The following is an 18,491-nucleotide window of genomic DNA, read 5'->3' on the forward strand; positions in this document are numbered from 1 at the left end:
ACTGGACCCGCGAGTCAACTGGACAGACACGTGTCGCTACCAGGAGCCGTTCATGTTCGGAAAGTCATCGCACAAATTCGAAGTCAACTACATCTTCAACAACGATCCGCGCGTTCAGATCATCGAGTCGGACGAGGACCGCATGTCGCAAGCAAGCGCCGCACGGCATCTCATCGAGTTGCACAACGGCGACGCGGAAAACAGCCTGGTGATGCCCGAGGCCGGTGCAGACGAAGGCAAGGTGCTCGAGCAGGCCGAGGTAATAGGCATTACCGATATCCGCGTGACCAAACTCGTGCATGAACACGAGCCAGGCACCACGCCGGGCCATTATCAGCAGCCATGAATGAAAAGAGCCGCGAGAAGCGGCTCTTTTTTCTCAAGCAGTTCAACCGTGAAACCGCGCCGATAGCTCGTGAACCGACTCGATGAACGCGCCGGCATGCGCCGGATCGACTTCAGGCGTGATGCCATGGCCGAGGTTGAAGACGTGGCCAGTCCCTTGTCCGTAGGCGGCCAGAATTCGGGCGACCTCGGCGCGAATGGCGTCCGGCTTGGCGAACAGTACGCTCGGGTCCATGTTGCCCTGCAGCGCAACCTTGTCACCGACACGAGCCCGCGCCTGACCGATGTCGCACGTCCAGTCCAGGCCCAGCGCCTCGGCGCCGGTATCAGCCATCGACTCCAGCCATAGCCCTCCTCCCTTGGTGAAAAGGATCACCGGTACACGGCGGCCGTCGTGTTCGCGGATCAGACCGTCCACGATCTTCTGCATGTAGGCCAGCGAAAACTCCTGATAGGCCGCTGCCGACAGACTCCCACCCCAGGAGTCGAATATCTGCACGGCCTGTGCGCCAGCGCGGATCTGGCCATTGAGGTAGGAGGTGACCGACTTCGCCAGTTTCTCCAGCAGCGCATGCATGGCTTCAGGATTTTCGTAGAGCATCGCCTTGGACTTACGAAAATCCTTCGACGAGCCGCCTTCGACCATGTACGTCGCCAAGGTCCAGGGGCTGCCGGAAAAGCCGATCAGCGGCACGCGACCGTTGAGTTCACGGCGAATGGTGCGCACCGCGTTCATCACATAGCCCAGGTCGTGCTCGGGATCGGGGATCGGCAGCGCCTCGATGTCAGCCATGCTGCTGACGACCTTCTTGAAGCGTGGGCCTTCGCCGGTTTCGAAGTACAGACCCAGGCCCATAGCGTCCGGCACGGTGAGAATGTCGGAAAACAGGATGGCAGCGTCGAGCGGGTAACGATCGAGCGGCTGCAGAGTGACTTCGCAAGCCAGCTCAGGGTTCATGCACAGGCTCATGAAGTCGCCGGCCTTGGCGCGGCTGGCGCGGTACTCGGGCAGGTAGCGGCCGGCCTGGCGCATCATCCACACCGGCGTCACATCGACAGGTTGCTTGAGCAGGGCGCGGAGGAAGCGATCGTTCTTCAGGGCGGTCATGTCGGGGTTCCAGCTGAAAAGTGACGGCATTGTCGCAAAGCAGATAACAAAAGGCACGGCGAGCGCCGTGCCTTTTGTCTATGGGCTTGATTCAGATCAGGCCCAACCGATGCAGCCTTTAGAGCTGCGCCGGCAGGCCTGACGTTCACACGCCCAGGTAGTCGAGGATGCCCTCGGCGGCCTGGCGGCCTTCGAAGATCGCCGTCACCACCAAATCCGAACCGCGGACCATGTCGCCCCCGGCGAATATTTTCGGATTGCTGGTCTGATGCCTGAACTCGCCCAGCTCCGGTGCCACAACGCGCCCCTGATTGTCGGTTTTGATGCCCTGACCTTCGAACCAATCGGCAGGGCTCGGGCGGAAACCAAAGGCGATGACTACCGCGTCGGCCGGCAGCACTTCCTCCGAACCCGGGATTGGCTCAGGGCTGCGGCGGCCACGGGCATCCGGCTCACCCAGACGAGTTTCGACGACTTTCACGCCCTCGACTTTACCCTCACCCACGATGGCGATTGGCTGACGGTTGAAGAGGAACTTGACGCCCTCCTCCTTCGCGTTCTTCACCTCACGGCGCGATCCCGGCATGTTCGCCGCGTCGCGACGGTAGGCGCAGGTCACGCTCTTGGCGCCCTGGCGGATCGAAGTGCGGTTGCAATCCATCGCGGTGTCGCCACCGCCAAGCACCACGACCTTCTTGCCCTTCATATCGACGAAGTCTTCGGGCGACTTCTCGAAGCCCAGGTTGCGATTGACGTTGGCGATGAGGAAGTCCAGCGCATCGTATACACCCGGAAGGTCCTCGCCCGGAAAGCCGCCCTTCATGTACGTGTAGGTGCCCATGCCCATGAAGATCGCGTCGTAGTCGGTGAGCAGCTGGTCGATGGTCACGTCCTTGCCCACTTCGGTGTTCAGCCGGAACTCGATGCCCATGCCGGTGAAGATTTCACGGCGGCGGCTGAGCACAGTCTTCTCGAGCTTGAACTCCGGGATACCGAAGGTCAGCAGGCCGCCGATTTCCGGGTTTTTGTCGAACACCACCGGGGTCACGCCGCTACGCACCAAGATGTCGGCACAACCGAGCCCAGCCGGGCCGGCGCCAATGATGGCGACCTTCTTGCCGGTGGGCTTGACCTTAGACATGTCCGGCCGCCAGCCCATGGCAAAGGCAGTGTCGGCAATGTACTTTTCGACCGACCCGATGGTGACTGCACCAAAGCCATCGTTCAGCGTACAGGCACCTTCGCACAGGCGATCCTGCGGACAGACCCGGCCGCAGACTTCCGGCAGGGTATTGGTCTGGTGCGCAAGCTCTGCCGCGGCCAGGATGTTGCCTTCCGAGACGAGCTTCAACCAGTTGGGAATGTAGTTGTGAACCGGGCACTTCCATTCGCAATAGGGGTTACCGCAACCCAGGCAGCGATGGGCCTGTTCACAGGCCTGCTGCGGCTTGAAGGGTTCGTAGATCTCGACGAATTCCTTCTTGCGCTGACGCAGCAGCTTTTTCTTCGGATCCTTGCGCCCGACCTCGATGAACTGGAAGTCGTTGTTCAGACGTTCAGTCATTTCAAAACCTCTTAGCAGCAGCCACAAGCGTTGGCCGCAGGCTGCGTGACAATCACGGGAGCGGGGCGGGCCCCGGACAGGTATCTGGGGCTAGCCGCTTGAATCTGCTTCTTATTGGGGGTTCGCACGGGTGCTGGACAGCAGCGACGCCAGGTTCGCGGCTTTCGGCTTGACCAGCCAGAAGCGCCGCAGGTAGTCGTCCAGGTTTTCCAGCAGTTCGGCGCCCCATTCGCTACCGGTCTCGGCAACATATTCGCGCAGCACGTACTGCAGGTGGCTGCGATGGGCCTCCATCGCCTCACCGGTAATACGCTGCAGATTGACGAGCTCGTTATTCACTCTGTCAACGAAGCTGTTGTCGACATCCAGCACATAGGCGAAACCGCCGGTCATGCCGGAGCCGAAGTTGACGCCCGTTCTGCCCAATACGCAGACGAAACCGCCAGTCATGTATTCGCAGCAATGGTCACCGGTACCTTCAACTACCGCATGCGCGCCGGAGTTACGCACCGCGAAGCGCTCGCCCGCAGTGCCGGCGGCGAGCAGCTTGCCACCAGTCGCGCCATAGAGGCAGGTGTTACCGATGATGGCCGACTCGTTCGATTTGAAGCCGCTGACCTTCGGTTGAGTAATGACCAGCTTGCCGCCTGTCATGCCCTTGCCGACGTAGTCGTTGGCGTCGCCTTCGAGGTACAGGTGCAGGCCGCCAGCGTTCCATACGCCGAAGCTCTGGCCCGCCGTACCCTTGAAGCGGAAGGTAACCGGCGCATCCTTCATGCCCTGGTTGCCATGGGCACGGGCGATCTCGCCGGACACACGCGCACCAATCGAGCGGTCGCAATTGCAAATATCGAGTTCGAACTCACCGCCGCGCTTGGTCTCGATTGCCTCGCGTGCCAGCTTCACCATCTCCTCGGCCAGCAACCCCTGGTCAAACGGCGGGTTACGGTCGACTTCGCAGAACTGCGGCTTGTCGGCCGGCACATGGTCGCTGCCTAGCAGGGGTGTCAGGTCCAGGTGATTCTGCTTGGCGGTCTCGCCGGGCAGAACTTCCAATAGGTCGGTACGACCGATCAGGTCTTGCAGGCTGCGTACACCCAGCTTGGCGAGCCACTCGCGGGTTTCCTCCGCGACGAAGGTGAAGAAATTCACAACCATGTCGACGGTGCCGATGAAGTGGTCCTTGCGCAACTGGTCATTCTGCGTGGCCACGCCAGTGGCGCAGTTGTTCAGGTGGCAGATGCGCAGGTACTTGCAGCCCAGCGCGATCATCGGCGCAGTGCCGAAGCCGAAGCTTTCAGCGCCGAGAATCGCCGCCTTGACGACGTCGAGACCAGTCTTGAGCCCGCCATCGGTCTGCACCCGCACCTTGCCGCGCAGGTCGTTGCCACGCAGGGTCTGGTGCGTTTCAGCGAGGCCCAGTTCCCAGGGCGAGCCGGCGTAGCGGATCGATGTAAGCGGCGATGCGCCGGTACCGCCGTCGTAGCCGGAGATGGTGATGAGGTCTGCGTAGGCCTTGGCCACACCCGCGGCGATAGTACCAACGCCCGGCTCGGCAACGAGCTTGACCGACACCAGCGCGCCTGGATTGACCTGCTTGAGATCGAAGATCAGCTGCGCAAGATCTTCGATCGAGTAGATGTCATGGTGCGGCGGCGGCGAGATCAGGGTGACACCGGGTACGGCGTAGCGCAGCTTGGCGATCAGGCCATTGACCTTGCCGCCCGGCAGCTGGCCACCTTCGCCCGGCTTGGCGCCCTGCGCAACCTTGATCTGCAGCACCTCAGCATTGACCAAATACTCGGGCGTGACGCCGAACCGGCCGGTCGCGACCTGCTTGATCTTCGAGCTTCGCTCGGTGCGGTAGCGCGATGGATCCTCGCCACCTTCCCCGGAATTGGAACGCGCGCCGATGCGGTTCATCGCTGCGGCGATCGCTTCGTGCGCCTCTGGCGACAGCGCACCGAGGGAGATACCAGCCGAATCGAAACGCTTGAGGATCTGCTCGAGCGGCTCGATCTCTTCGAGGGCCAGCGGCTGGTCCGACACCTTCAGTTTGAGCAGGTCACGCAGCATCGAAGCAGGCCGCTGGTCGACCAGCGCGGTGTATTCCTTGAAGCGGCCATAGTCGCCTTGCTGCACCGCCAATTGCAGTGCCGCTACGACGTCCGGGTTATAAGCGTGGTATTCGCCGCCATACACGAACTTCAGCAGGCCACCCTGCTGGATCGCCTTGCGGGTGTTCCAGGCTTCAGCCGCCAGTGCCTTCTGCTCGGCTTCCAAATCGGCGAAGCGCGCGCCCTTGATGCGGCTGGCCACGCCACGGAAGCTGACGTCTACCACTTCGTCCGCCAGGCCAACAGCTTCAAACAGCTGCGCCCCACGATAGGACGTGATGGTCGAGATGCCCATCTTCGAGATGATCTTCAGCAGGCCCTTGGAAATGCCCTTGCGGTAATGCTTGAACACTTCATATAGGTCGCCCAGCACTTCACCGGTACGGATCAGATCACCCAGTACCTCGAACGCCAGGAACGGGTAAACCGCTGTGGCGCCGAAGCCGATCAGCACGGCGAAATGATGTGGGTCGCGCGCGGTGGCAGTCTCGACCAGAATGTTGCAGTCGCAGCGCAAGCCCGTCTCGATCAGGCGGTGGTGAACCGCACCGACTGCCAGCGAAGCATGAACCGGCAGCTTGCCGGGCATGATGTTGCGGTCGCTGAGGATCAGCATGACCTTACCGCCCCTCACGGCTTCCTCGGCCTGGTCGGCGATATTGCGCACCGCTGCCTCGAGCCCGATGGACTCGTCGTAGTTCAGGTCAATGAATTGCCGCTCGAAGCCTGGACGGTCCAGCGTCTGGATAGTTCTCCACTTCGCCGGCGAAATGACCGGGCTGGTCAGAATCGCGCGGTTGGCGTGGTCGGCCGTTTCCTCGAAGACGTTACGCTCGGCGCCGAGGCAGGTTTCGAGCGACATGACGATGGATTCGCGCAGCGGGTCGATCGGCGGGTTAGTCACCTGCGCGAACTGCTGGCGGAAATAGTCGTAGGGCGACCGCACACGACGCGACAGCACGGCCATAGGTGTGTCGTCACCCATGGAGCCCACCGCTTCCTGGCCCTGCTCGCCGAGCGGGCGCAGCACCTGGTCACGCTCCTCGAAGGTGACCTGGAACATCTTCATGTACTGCTTAAGCTGATCGGGCTCGTAGAAGGCAGAGCCGTGGTCGTTGTCTTCCAGCGTCGCCTGGATGCGCAGCGCATTCTGCCGCAGCCATTTCTTGTACGGATGCTGCGATTTGAGGCGGTTGTCGATGTCCTCGGTATGCAGTACCTGTCCGGTCTGGGTGTCCACGGCAAGAATCTGACCAGGCCCGACTCGGCCCTTGGCGACCACGTCCTCGGCCTTGTAGTCCCACACGCCCACTTCGGAAGCGAGCGTGATGTAGCCGTTGGTGGTCGTTACCCAGCGTGCCGGGCGCAGCCCGTTGCGGTCGAGCAGGCAGATGGCATGACGGCCGTCGGTCAGAACGACACCAGCGGGACCATCCCAGGGTTCCATATGCATGGAGTTGAATTCGTAGAACGCGCGTAGATCCGGGTCCATGGTCTCGACGTTCTGCCAGGCCGGCGGAATGATCATGCGCAGGCCACGGAACAGATCCATGCCACCTGTGACCAACAGTTCAAGCATGTTGTCCATGCTCGAAGAGTCAGAACCGGTACGGTTTACCAGTGGGTCGAGGCTCTCCAGGTCGGGCAGCAGTTCGTTTGCGAACTTCAGGCGACGTGCCTGCGCCCAGTTGCGGTTACCGGTGATGGTATTGATCTCGCCGTTGTGCGCGAGGAAGCGGAACGGCTGGGCCAGCGGCCATTGCGGCATGGTGTTGGTGGAGAAACGCTGGTGAAAGACGCAGATGGCCGTCGCCAGACGCTCATCGCCAAGATCTGGATAGAACTGCGCCAAGTCCGCCGGCATCATCAGACCCTTGTAGATGATGTCCTTGTCGGAGAGGCTGCAGACGTAAAATTCCTTGTCGTCAGCCAGTGCCACTTCGGCGCGGCGACGGGCGAAGAACAGCTTGATACCGAAGTCCCGCTCCGAAAGGCCCTCGGCTGATACGAACACCTGCTCGATGCGCGGCAGGCGCTCCAGCGCGAGACGGCCCAGAACACTGGTGTCGACCGGCACTTCACGCCAGCCAACCAAGGTCAAGCCTTGCGCGGCGACTTGCTCATTGATGCGGTCACGCGCCGCGGTGGCCTTAACAGGATCCTGGCTGAGGAAGACCATACCGACGGCGTACAAGTCGGGCAGGTCGGCGTTGAAGTGCTGCTTAGCCATGGCGCGCAGAAACGTGTCCGGCTTTTGCATGAGAAGCCCACAACCATCGCCGGTCTTGCCGTCGGCGTTGATGCCGCCGCGATGCGTCATGCAGGTAAGGGATTGGATGGCGGTCTGAAGCAGGTGATGGCTTGCCTCGCCCTGCATGTGGGCGATCAGACCGAAGCCGCAGTTATCCTTGAACTCTTCAGGACGAAACAGACCTGCTCTCATAGGCGCTCCAACAGCTAATTACGATATAAATCAACCTCTTACCGGATTGACGGAGCAAAGCCCTGTCTTTCACGCGGGCAAAAGGGGGAGCAGTTTACAAAGCGAATGAGAAGGGCACAAATCATTTTTGCGCGCGCCGTCACGGCGCGCGCGCAACCAATCGGCCGCGAATCAGCGACTGCCGCTGATTTCTTTTTGGACACTTCCGATAGTGCGAGCCCAGGGCTTACCAGCCTTCAGCGAAGCCGGCAGTGCCTGAATAGCCCGGACGGCCGCGTTACGACCACTGAAGCTACCGTACGTGACGACGTACAAAGGCTTGCCCTGGTGCTGCTTGACGAAATAGCGGTAACCGTCACCGTGCTGTTGCACGAGTGCCTTCGCATTGTCCTCGTTGCGGGTACCCAGCACTTGCACCAAATAGTTCCCCACTGGCTGACTCGCGTACCAGCCCGCGCCGACCGCTGCCGACCTCTCCGTGACATCTTGTCGCGCCGGCGCCTGTGACTCGGGTACAGGAGCAGGTGCAGGTGCAGACTCCTGCGGAGCCGGAGCCGCCTCGGAAACGACAGGGGTGGGATCCGCTACTGGCGGCTCCACCTCAGGGATCGCAGGAGCAGCCCCGTTCGTCGCCCCCTCGTCTTCCAGCTCAGGCGCGCCAGCGGCTGCCAAAGGCTCACGCATCACGGGCTGTTCCCCCTGCGGAGCCGGGGCGACCTCATCGACCGGCGCCGCAGCCGAACCTGAACCCAGCGGTAACGAGGTCACTGATGGTTGCGCGGGCGTTTCTTCTCCACCGCGCATGAGAAAGGCAACCGCAACGACCAACAGCACCGCTGCCAGAGCCAGCAGGTGCTTCATTGGCAGCGGAAGACGGAATCCGGAGGAGCCCTTTGCCTTCGAATGCTGCATGGCGTCGAGCAGCTCGTCTCGCGCCGCTTCGTTAATGGCACCCGGCCAACCACCGGAAGCTTCATGAATTCGAGCAAGCTGCTCTTCGCTCAAGCAATCGAGGCCGCTTCCTGCACCCTCAAGACGTACAGCGAGGTATTCGCGCGTTTCTTCAGCCTCATAAGGTTGCAGCGCGATGACATGAAACCTTTCCTCACCCTCAACCAGCGCCTCGAGCCGCCCCACCAGCGATTGCTGACCGAAGAGAAACACGTGCGGCCTGCCTTCAGGACTACCCACGGCTAGCCGCAGCAGCGTCTCCACTGCCGCTCCCGTGAGCCGCTCGGCATCATCGACCAGCAGATAAACTTCCTGGCCGGTCAGGCCCAGCTGGATGATTTGCTGCATGATCGCATCGAAATCCGCACGAGCACTTCCAAGCGCCTGAGCGACCTGCTGCAAGACATGATTGGCGTCGAATGTCTCCTGCGGAGTAATCACGACACTCTGAACGGACTGCTTGTTGCTGCTGGCAACCAACGCCTGGCGCACGAGGGTCTTGCCGCTACCTTCGGGCCCCGTCACCACCAACAGCAACTGGCTGTAGCGCGCCAGGTGATGTAACTGCCCGAGCACCGGCTTGCGCTGGGCCGGAAAAAACTTGAAGCCGGGCACGCGCGCTGCGAAGGGGTCATGGCTGAAACCGTAGTGGTTCAGGTACGAATCGTCGGCAGACAAAGTGGTCATCGATATCTCTTAGGCGTTCTGTTGCGTAATGGCGTCGTAATCGGCACGCAGCGTGGATTCCAACACATCACCGGAAAATTCACTCGTTACCACGGCCTGTCCCAGCGACTTCAGCAATACCAGCCGCATCTGCCCATCGAGGACCTTCTTGTCGACGGCCATGTAGCGCATGAAATCATCGGCGCTCATGTCTATGGGCGGCACGACTGGCAGCCCAGCCCGCCGCAACAAAGCAATGCCGCGATCACGATCGGCACGGCTGATCCACCCGAGTCGGTGCGACATTTCAAGCGCCATAACGGTTCCCGCCGATACCGCCTCCCCGTGCAGCCAGACGCCGTAACCTTGATGCGTTTCGATGGCATGTCCGAATGTATGCCCCAGGTTCAAGGTGGCGCGAACACCCGACTCGCGTTCATCCGCACCGACAACCCTTGCCTTCGACGCGCAGGACCGCCGAATGGCTTCGGTCAATGCGCACTGGTCCAGCGCACGCAGCGAATCGACATTGTCTTCCAGCCAGGAAAGGAACGGTTCGTCGCAGATAAGGCCGTACTTAATGACCTCTGCCAGACCCGCAGAAAGTTCGCGGGGCGGCAGCGTCTGCAATGTGGAGGTATCGATGAGCACGGCCTGAGGCTGATAGAACGCCCCGATCATGTTCTTTCCGAGCAGATGATTGATCCCTGTCTTACCGCCAACGGACGAGTCAACCTGCGACAACAGCGTGGTGGGTATCTGGATGAAATCGACACCTCGCTGGTAGCACGCCGCGGCGAAACCGGCCATGTCGCCGATAACCCCACCGCCCAATGCTACGACAGTAGCCTTACGATCGTGGCGCGCTTGCAGCAATGCATCGAAAACAGCCTGCAGGGTTTGCCAGTTCTTATGAGCTTCGCCATCCGGCAGCACTACAGACGTTACGGAGAAGCCGTCAAGGCTGCGCCTCAGCCGATCCAGGTAAAGCGGTGCAACGGTGTCGTTGGTAACAATGGCGACTTGCTTGCCGCGGATGTGACGAGATAACAACTCACCCCGTTCGATGAGCTGCTCACCAATATAGATCGGGTAGCTACGCTCGCCGAGATCGACATGAAGAGTCTGCATGAGGGCCCCACATAAGAAAGGCACCTAGGATAGCGCAGAATGCCCCAGGCTTTCACGAGGCGCGAAGTGCTCCAATTGCTGGAGGATTTCACTGACAACGAGCCGGGGTGGGCGCTCGTCGGTTTGAATGATCAGGTCAGCGATTTCCCGGTACAGCGGGTCCCTGACTGCCATGAGCCCTAACAGCACTTCTCGCGGATTTGAGGACTGAAGTAGCGGCCGATTACGGTCACGTGCCGTCCTGGCCAATTGCTGCTCCACCGAAGTACAGAGGTATATAACCCGTCCACCGTCGCGAAGCGCCTGTCGGTTATCCGGCCGGAGCACCGCGCCTCCTCCGGTCGCCAGCACAACACCCTGCATCCGACAGATATCGACAATGGCAGCGTGCTCACGCTCTCGAAACCCCTGCTCACCCTCGACGTCGAATATCAGAGGAATGGTCGCGCCGGTCCGCTGTTCGATTTCCTTGTCGGAATCACGAAACGGCAGACGCAGTTCCTTGGCGAGCAGGCGTCCGATGGTGCTTTTACCAGCACCCATCGGACCTACGAGAACAATATTTCGGTGCAATACTAGCGATTCACTGCGATGGCTTGGGCGTTCAGGATACGCGGAGTCAGGAAAATCAGCAGCTCCGATTTTGCATCCGAGACCACGTCGCGACGGAACAACCGGCCAACGTAAGGTACATCGCCAAGGAAAGGAACCTTGTCGACCGACTTGCTCTGGGTATTCGAGAACACCCCACCAATCACTACCGTTTCGCCATCGTTCACAAGGATCTTCGCATTTACCTCGTTCTTGTTGATCGATGGCGTACCGTTGACGGCATTAGCGAAGTCAGGCTCATCCTTATTGACCTTCACTTCCATGATGATCCGGTTGTCCGGCGTGATCTGGGGTGTCACCTCCAAGGACAGCGCAGCCTCTACGAACGTCGTCGATGTCGCACCGCTCGAACTGGCCTCCTGGTACGGAATCTCGGATCCTTTCAGGATCTTGGCCGTTTCCTTGTCAGCAGTCATGACCTTGGGCTGAGAGACAACCTCACCGTTGCCGGATTTCTCCATGGCGGAAAGCTCAAGATCCAAGATCAGGTTGTCGGTGATGTAGCCGATACCGATGCCGGCAGTGCGGTTGGCAACGCCTAGATCGACGAAAGGATAGTTACCGTTACTGTCTTCACCGGAATCACCAGCCTCGTCGCCCGAATCGTCGCTTCCGTATACCGCGCCACGGCCGTTAGCGAAAAGCTGGGTTCCACCCCAGCGCACTCCCAGCGCCTTGTCATAATCAACGTTCGCTTCGACGATACGTGCTTCGATCATCACCTGCCGGACCGGAATATCAAGCTGTGCGACGATTCGGCGCAGCTCGTCCAGACGTTCCTGGGTTTGATAAGCGATGATGTTATTTGTGCGGTCATCCACTGCGATCGAACCGCGATCTTCAGAGACGCCCTCTTTATCGGTCACCGACTGGAACAATTGGGCGATGTCTGCTGCTTTGGCGTAATTGACCTGCACCACCTCACGGCGTAGCGGGGCCAACTCCGCGATCTGACGCTGCGACTCCAGCTCTTGGCGCTCGCGCGCCGCAATCTCGTCGGCCGGGGCAACCAGAAGCACGTTACCAACCTGGCGTTTGTCTAGCCCTTTGGTTTTGAGCACGAGATCCAGCGCTTGGTCCCATGGCACATTCTGCAACCGAAGGGTGATGTTGCCCTGGACAGTGTCACTGGCGACGAGGTTGAGATCGGTGAAATCCGCAATCAACTGGAGTACGGAACGGACATCAATGTCTTGGAAATTAAGCGACAGCTTCTCGCCGGTATAGGCGAAACGCTCAGCCTTGCGCTTTTCCTCGTCGGCCTCGGATAGAGGCTTGACGCTAATTGTCAGCTTGTCATCCGTCTGGTAAGCGAGATAGTCATAGCGGCCGGTAGGCTCGATCGCAATGCTGGCTGAATCACCATTACTGGCCGAATCGACGAACTTGACCGGGGTCGCGAAGTCCTGAACGTCAAGCCGAACGCGAAGCGCCTCGGGTAGTTCGGTCTTCGGAAAGGAAACACGGATCTTGCCGCCACGCTCCTCGATACTCGGACTCACCGACGGGTCCGAGAGGGTAATCACCACGTTACCGGCACCGTCGTCCCCGCGCCGGAAGTCGACATTGCTGATCGACTTGCTGGCAGGTGCGTAAACGGCCGGAGCAGTTTGAGCAACAGGCGCAGCTACAGGCGCGGCACTGGGCGCGGCTGCAGCCGACTCACCAAGCACGACGAACAGATTGTTTCCGTCGACCCGGGTCGAATAAGGAACCAACGAAGTGAGATTGACGATCAGACGGGTCCGACCCTGGGCCTCGACAACGGTTACGCTGCGGGCATTACCAACGCCAAGCTCGCGGTTCTTGCTGCCCAGCTTGCTCGATACACCAGGCAGGTCGAGGGCGATACGCGCCGGCTGATCCAGCGTATAGCCGCGCGGAGTAGTCACCGGTTCGTCGAAGGCAAGCTTCAGCTCGACACGGTCACCCGGCAATGAGGCAACATCCAGCGCGTTCAGATTGGCGGCCAGCAAGGCGGGCGATATGAACGCCGCCAGCAATGACAAGCCGAGTCGAGACAGAGTGGTATTCATAAAAGGCTTCCGTTGTACAGATCGCTGTAGGTTTTCCATAGTTTGCCCCGAGCTCAGGACCGCTCTTTCAAGGTCAGGCTGCGCGGGCGCTCGAGCCACCCACCGTCTCCATCAGGAACGATTTCGACCACATCCACCTCGGCTTCGCCAATCTCGATGATCCGTCCGTGGTTGCGCCCCAGATAATCGCCGACCTTGACTCGGTGTACCCCGTCACCGCCTTTTATCAAGGCGTACGTACCTGCACCATTGACCAGCGTGCCGACCATGGTGAAGGTCTCGATATTGAACTCTTCGAGGAACTGCTTGATCCGACTTTCATCCGGATGAATATCCCGAGTACCTTTCTGCTGCTGTGCCAGGTCGACCTTTATGGGCGGCTGGAAAGGATGTCGCAGGTTCGCCGCGCTATAGGTAAACGCTTCATAAGGAAGAAACGCCGGCAGCGGCTCGATAACACCCTTCGGCTTGGCGCGCACGTCATCCATATAGGCCTGAAGGTCCGCAAAGTCGTTGCCGATACCGCAACCGCCAAGCAAAGCCAGCGTCAGGCCCAGCGCAATAGAGCGAACCCCGTTCATTTCTGAAGTCCCTTGTCGTTATAACGATAAGTCTTGGCAAGGATGTCCATGCGCAACTTCGACGACGACTCTTTGCTCTCCGGCTTGATCTCGAAGTCGTGCAGGGTCACGATCCGTGGCAGGCTGGATACGCCACTGACGAAGGTGGCGAGGTCGTGGTAGCTGCCGACCACTTTAATCTGTATCGGAAGCTCGATATAAAACTGCTGCACAACTTCGGGCTGCAACTTGATTTCTTCAAACTCCAAACCGCTACCCAGCCCGGTACGAGTGATGTCTTCCAGCAGGCCAGGCACCTCGGTATCACTCGGCAACTGACGCAGCAGGGCACCAAACGATGCTTCCATTTCGACCATCTGGGTCTTGTAGGCATCCAGGTTGGCCGCTTCGAATGCCTTGGTCGCAAAGGACTGCTTCAACCGCTCTTCTTCTACCTTTCGCTGATCAAGGTTGACCTGCAAATCGCTGAGGTGGAGGTAGTATCCCCCTCCCAACACCAGCACCATCAGCAACAGGGCGGTAATGACCTTTACCGGACCCGGCCAAGAGCCCAGGTTGTTCATATCCAGATCGGAGAGATCGACGCTGCGAAGGCTCTCCAGCGAACTCGACAGGCTCATGGCTTGGCCCCCTCTGCCACTACTACGGGCTGCGTCTGTTGCACGGTCAGCTGGAAGACGTTTTCCTGCTCGACCGCGCCTGCCGTCACGGCTTTTACTTCGTTCAGGTTGGGCGCCTCCAACCAGTCGGAACCATCCAGGTTGCGCATCAGATTCGACACACGATTGTTGGACTCGGCCGCACCGACGATGGCGATGTTCTTGCCAGTCATCTTCAGGCCGGTGAAGTAGACTCCGTCAGGCAAGGTGCGCACCAGCTGGTCGAAGACGCGACCAATGATCGGCCGATTGCCCTGCAGGTCCTGAATGATCTTCATCCGCTCAAGCAATTGTTGCCGCCGCTGCTTGAGCTCCTTGATCTCGGCGATACGCGAGTCAAGTACAGCGATTTCTTTTTGAATGAAGGCATTGCGTGCATTCTGGTGCTCGATCGCACCAGTGAAGTACTGGTCCGCCAGGAACAGCATGCCAGCCGCCACCAGCGCTACGCCGCCAAGCGATACGAGAAACCGCTGCTTGCGCTCCTCGCGAAGCTGTTCCCGCCAAGGCAGTAGGTTGATCTGAGCCATTAGTCGAAACTCCTCAACGCCAATCCGCAGGCGATCATCAGGGACGGCGCGTCACTGGCCAGTGCTCCGGCATTCACCTTGTTGCTCAAAGCCATATCGGCAAACGGGTTGGCTACTAAAGTCTGAGTTCCGATTTTCTGCTGAATGAGCCGATCCAAGTCTGGCAGCGAAGCGGTGCCCCCGGCGAGCAGGATGTAATCCACATCATGGAACTGCCCCGCTGCGAAGAAGAATTGAAGGGAGCGTGATACTTGCTGTACGACCGCCTCCTTGAACGGCTGCAACACTTCGCTGTCGTAGTCATCTGGGAGACCACCCTGCTTTTTAGCAAGTCCAGCCTCCTCCATGGAGAGCCCGTAGCGGCGCTGAATCTCCTCCGTCAGCTGTCGCCCGCCGAAGAGTTGTTCACGCGTATAGATAGTGCGACCGTTGTGCAGCACGCTGAGCGTGGTCATCGTGGCGCCGATGTCGACCAGCGCCACGGTCAACTCCTGATGATCAGCACCTAGCTGAGAGGCGAGCAGCCCATAAGAACGCTCAAGCGCATAGGCTTCGACGTCCACAACCTTAGCCGTAAGCCCGGCCAGGGCGAGTGCCGCTTCGCGAATCTCGACGTTTTCCTTCCGGCAAGCGGCAAGTAGCACCTCGACTCGACCGGGCGCGCGCGCAGCAGGCCCCTGGACCTCGAAATCAATCGCCACTTCCTCAAGCGGATAAGGAATGTACTGGTCGGCCTCGATCTTGAGCTGGTTTTCCAACTCATCGTCGTTGAGCCCACCATCCATTTCGATACTTTTCGTGATAACCGCGGAGCCAGACACTGCAACGGCAGCGGACTTAACACCCGTCCGTGCCTTGGCCAGGAGCCGGGCCAGTGCATTCCCAACGCCATCGAGTTCGGCAATATTCTTCTCGACGACTGCATTTGGCGGAAGCGGCTCGACAGCGTAGGACTCAACCCGATAGCGGGTGCCCGAGCGGCTTAATTCGATGAGCTTGACGGACGTCGAACTGATGTCGATCCCAAGCAGCGTGTTCGCTTTCTTCGTGAAGAGCCCTAGCACGGCCGATTTCCTATCTTATCCGCTACTTACGGATTAATTATGTATAGCCACATTAGATAACAGCCTTGACAGAAGCGCAAATGGCTCAACCATAGAAAATCCGCTTATAATGTGAACGGTTTTTCCTTTCCGCACTGTCTGCGGTTACCGCTCCATTTCCCACCTGGATTCAACGAACCCCGATGCGTTTTCTGAAGTTTTTCCTTTGGTCGTGCATGGCTGTTTTCTGCGGACTCTTGCTCAGTCTCAGTGGCGCTTTTCTTTACCTAAGCCCCAACCTGCCATCGGTTGAATCCCTTCGCAGCATCCAGCTGCAAATTCCGCTACGCGTTTACAGCAGCGACGACAAGCTGATCGCCGAGTACGGCGAAATGCGTCGGTCCCCCATCGAATTCGATGCCATACCGAAAGATTTCATCGCCGCGCTACTGGCTGCTGAAGACGACAACTTTGCAAATCATTATGGCGTCGAAGTATCCAGTCTGATGCGCGCTGCCACGCAATTATTGAAGAGCGGGCAGATTCAGACCGGCGGCAGCACCATCACCATGCAGGTTGCCAAGAATTACTTCCTAACCAGCGAACGCAGCTTTTCCCGGAAGATCAACGAGATTCTTCTAGCCCTCCAAATCGAGCGCGAACTCAGCAAAAACGAGATCCTCGAGCTCTACGTGAACAAGATCTACCTTGGCAATCGCGCGTATGGGATTGAGGCGGCCTCACAAGTCTATTACGGCAAACCGATCGGAGACTTGAGCCTGGCCCAGATGGCAATGATCGCCGGCCTGCCTAAAGCCCCATCGGCGTTCAATCCGTTGGCCAATCCCGCGCGCAGCAAAGAGCGTCGCGACTGGATTCTTGGCCGTATGTACCGGCTTGGCTCGATCGACCAGACGCGCTACGAAGAGGCGCTTGCCGAACCGGTGAATGCGAGCTATCACGGAGCGTCTCCCGAACTGGAGGCGCCTTATATAGCGGAAATGGCACGCGCCGAAATGGTAGGCCGCTACGGCAGTGCCGCTTATACCGACGGCTTTCGCGTGCATACGACCGCTAGCAGTGACCGCCAGATCGCCGCGAACGAGGCGCTGACAGAAGGTCTCATGGAGTACGACCGCCGCCATGGCTATCGCGGCCCTGAAGCGCACCTTGAACATCCTGACGATTGGGCGGAGGGCCTCGCCAAGTTTCGCAGCCAGTCGGGCCTGCTACCTGCAGTCGTCACCCAGCTTGAAGCCGACCAGATCACTGTCGCACTGCGCGACGGCACGAGATGGCCCGTGTCTTGGGACACCATGAAATGGGCGCGACCGCATCTAGGAACCAACAGCCTTGGCCCCACGCCACAGCGCCCCGCCGACGTGGTGAAGGTCGGCGACGTGGTCCGCATCCGAGTCGAGGACGACATAGCATCGTTCAGCCAGATTCCCCAAGCCCAGGCCGCACTGGTCTCACTGGACCCCCGGGATGGCTCGATCGAGGCCCTGACCGGCGGCTTTTCCTTCGGACAAAGCAACTACAATCGCGCAATCCAGGCCAAGCGGCAGCCCGGTTCGAGCTTCAAACCTTTCATTTATAGCGCCGCGCTCGATGCCGGCTACACCCCTGCCACGCTCGTGAACGACTCGCCGATCGTATTCGAGGACAGCATGGACCGGGTGTGGCGGCCGAAAAACGACAACAACACTTTTCTGGGCCCGATCCGCTTAAGGGAGGCGCTGTACAAATCGCGAAACCTGGTGTCGATCCGACTGCTGCAAACTTTGGGCATCCCGTACACCATCGACTACATCCAGCGTTTCGGTTTTCACCCCGAGGACCTTCCACCCAATCTATCGCTGGCGCTGGGAACGGCCACCCTAACCCCCATGGAAATCGCCACCGGCTGGACGGCCTTCGCCAATGGCGGATATAAGATCGAGCCGTACCTTATAGAACGCATCGACGACCGCAACGGCGAAACCATCTACCGCGCGAATCCACCTCGGGTACCCGACTCAAGGTCAGACCAGGTGCTTGGCGACGCAGAAGTCTCGACGTTCGGGCAGCAGGACACTTCGCTGAGCCTATCGGATACCGCAGAAGCTCCACGTCAAGCCGAGCAGATCATTGATGAGCGAACGGCCTACATCATGACCAGCATGCTGCAAGACGTGATCAAGCGCGGAACAGGTCGCCGTGCGCTGGAAATGGGCCGAGCAGACATTGCCGGCAAGACCGGCACCACCAACGAATCCAAAGATAGCTGGTTCTCAGGCTACAACGCTGACGTCGTCACAACGGTCTGGGCCGGCTTCGATCAGCCACAGAGCCTGGGGCGCAACGAATACGGTGGCACTGTCGCTCTGCCTATTTGGATGCGCTATATGAGCGATGTGCTGCACGACATGCCCGAGCACGCCCCGCCCGAGCCCAGCGGCATTCTCACGCTACGGATTGACCCGGAGAGCGGACGCGCTGCGCCGCCAGGTACGCCAAACGCCTATTTCGAGGTTTTTCGCAGCGAAGATACCCCGCCGGAGATGGGCGAACTGGAACCTGGCATCACCGCGCCGGGAAGTCCCCTCCCGGAATCGGAAGTCGCCCCAATGGATCTGTTCTGACCCACTTTTGCCGCCTCGCGTCGGGCGGCAACCTTGCGTGGTCACGCACCGTTGTCGTTGGCAAAAGAAACCCGCCGTTGG

The 18,491-nt window shown here is 59.7% G+C and carries 13 protein-coding genes; 2 read left to right on the forward strand and 11 right to left on the reverse strand.

The window, feature by feature from the left end; all coding sequences use genetic code 11:
* The first annotated feature begins 52 nt into the window (after window positions 1-52).
* Window positions 53-346, forward strand: coding sequence for a hypothetical protein (locus M1D78_RS18380; RefSeq protein WP_437421403.1), 294 nt, complete (start codon window positions 53-55; stop codon window positions 344-346).
* A gap of 42 nt (window positions 347-388) precedes the next feature.
* On the opposite strand, the gene hemE is transcribed toward M1D78_RS18380, so the two are convergent.
* The 11 genes from hemE to M1D78_RS18435 all read right to left on the reverse strand — a co-directional run bounded on the left by hemE (window position 389) and on the right by M1D78_RS18435 (window position 15,807).
* The gene (gene hemE, locus M1D78_RS18385; RefSeq protein ID WP_437421404.1) at window positions 389-1,453 is read right to left on the reverse strand and encodes a uroporphyrinogen decarboxylase; all 1,065 of its coding nucleotides are present in this window, start codon (window positions 1,451-1,453) and stop codon (window positions 389-391) included.
* Window positions 1,454-1,598: 145 nt separating this feature from the next.
* Window positions 1,599-3,017, reverse strand: coding sequence for an FAD-dependent oxidoreductase (locus M1D78_RS18390; protein WP_437421405.1), 1,419 nt, complete (start codon window positions 3,015-3,017; stop codon window positions 1,599-1,601).
* A 111-nt stretch (window positions 3,018-3,128) separates the two neighbouring features.
* Window positions 3,129-7,577 (reverse strand): glutamate synthase large subunit, encoded by a 4,449-nt coding sequence (gene gltB / locus M1D78_RS18395; RefSeq protein ID WP_437421406.1) that lies wholly within the window; start codon window positions 7,575-7,577, stop codon window positions 3,129-3,131.
* A gap of 171 nt (window positions 7,578-7,748) precedes the next feature.
* Entirely contained in the window at window positions 7,749-9,215 is a 1,467-nt protein-coding gene (locus M1D78_RS18400; RefSeq protein WP_437421407.1) for an SPOR domain-containing protein, read from the reverse strand.
* Between the two features lie 9 nt (window positions 9,216-9,224).
* Window positions 9,225-10,325, reverse strand: coding sequence for a 3-dehydroquinate synthase (aroB, locus tag M1D78_RS18405; RefSeq protein WP_437421408.1), 1,101 nt, complete (start codon window positions 10,323-10,325; stop codon window positions 9,225-9,227).
* A 24-nt stretch (window positions 10,326-10,349) separates the two neighbouring features.
* Entirely contained in the window at window positions 10,350-10,868 is a 519-nt protein-coding gene (gene aroK, locus M1D78_RS18410; RefSeq protein WP_457933134.1) for a shikimate kinase AroK, read from the reverse strand.
* Window positions 10,869-10,900: 32 nt separating this feature from the next.
* The gene (pilQ, locus tag M1D78_RS18415; protein ID WP_437421410.1) at window positions 10,901-12,973 is read right to left on the reverse strand and encodes a type IV pilus secretin PilQ; all 2,073 of its coding nucleotides are present in this window, start codon (window positions 12,971-12,973) and stop codon (window positions 10,901-10,903) included.
* 53 nt (window positions 12,974-13,026) lie between these two features.
* Entirely contained in the window at window positions 13,027-13,554 is a 528-nt protein-coding gene (gene pilP / locus M1D78_RS18420; RefSeq protein ID WP_437421411.1) for a type 4a pilus biogenesis lipoprotein PilP, read from the reverse strand.
* Window positions 13,551-14,174, reverse strand: a complete 624-nt coding sequence (gene pilO, locus M1D78_RS18425; RefSeq protein ID WP_437421412.1) for a type 4a pilus biogenesis protein PilO — start codon at window positions 14,172-14,174, stop codon at window positions 13,551-13,553. Before pilO ends, pilP begins: the two co-directional genes overlap by 4 nt.
* A complete protein-coding gene (locus M1D78_RS18430; RefSeq protein WP_437421413.1) occupies window positions 14,171-14,743 on the reverse strand; it encodes a PilN domain-containing protein in 573 nt (190 codons plus the stop codon). The genes pilO and M1D78_RS18430 overlap by 4 nt, the downstream gene beginning before the upstream one ends.
* On the reverse strand, window positions 14,743-15,807 hold the full coding sequence (locus M1D78_RS18435; RefSeq protein WP_437421414.1) for a pilus assembly protein PilM: 1,065 nt from the start codon (window positions 15,805-15,807) through the stop codon (window positions 14,743-14,745). Before M1D78_RS18435 ends, M1D78_RS18430 begins: the two co-directional genes overlap by 1 nt.
* Before the next feature lie 182 nt (window positions 15,808-15,989).
* Here M1D78_RS18435 and M1D78_RS18440 point away from each other — a divergent pair, with 182 nt between their 5' ends.
* Window positions 15,990-18,410, forward strand: a complete 2,421-nt coding sequence (locus M1D78_RS18440) for a penicillin-binding protein 1A (protein ID WP_437421415.1) — start codon at window positions 15,990-15,992, stop codon at window positions 18,408-18,410.
* The last annotated feature ends 81 nt before the right edge of the window (window positions 18,411-18,491 follow it).

The sequence above is a fragment of the Pseudomonas sp. SA195 genome, from assembly GCF_054131565.1.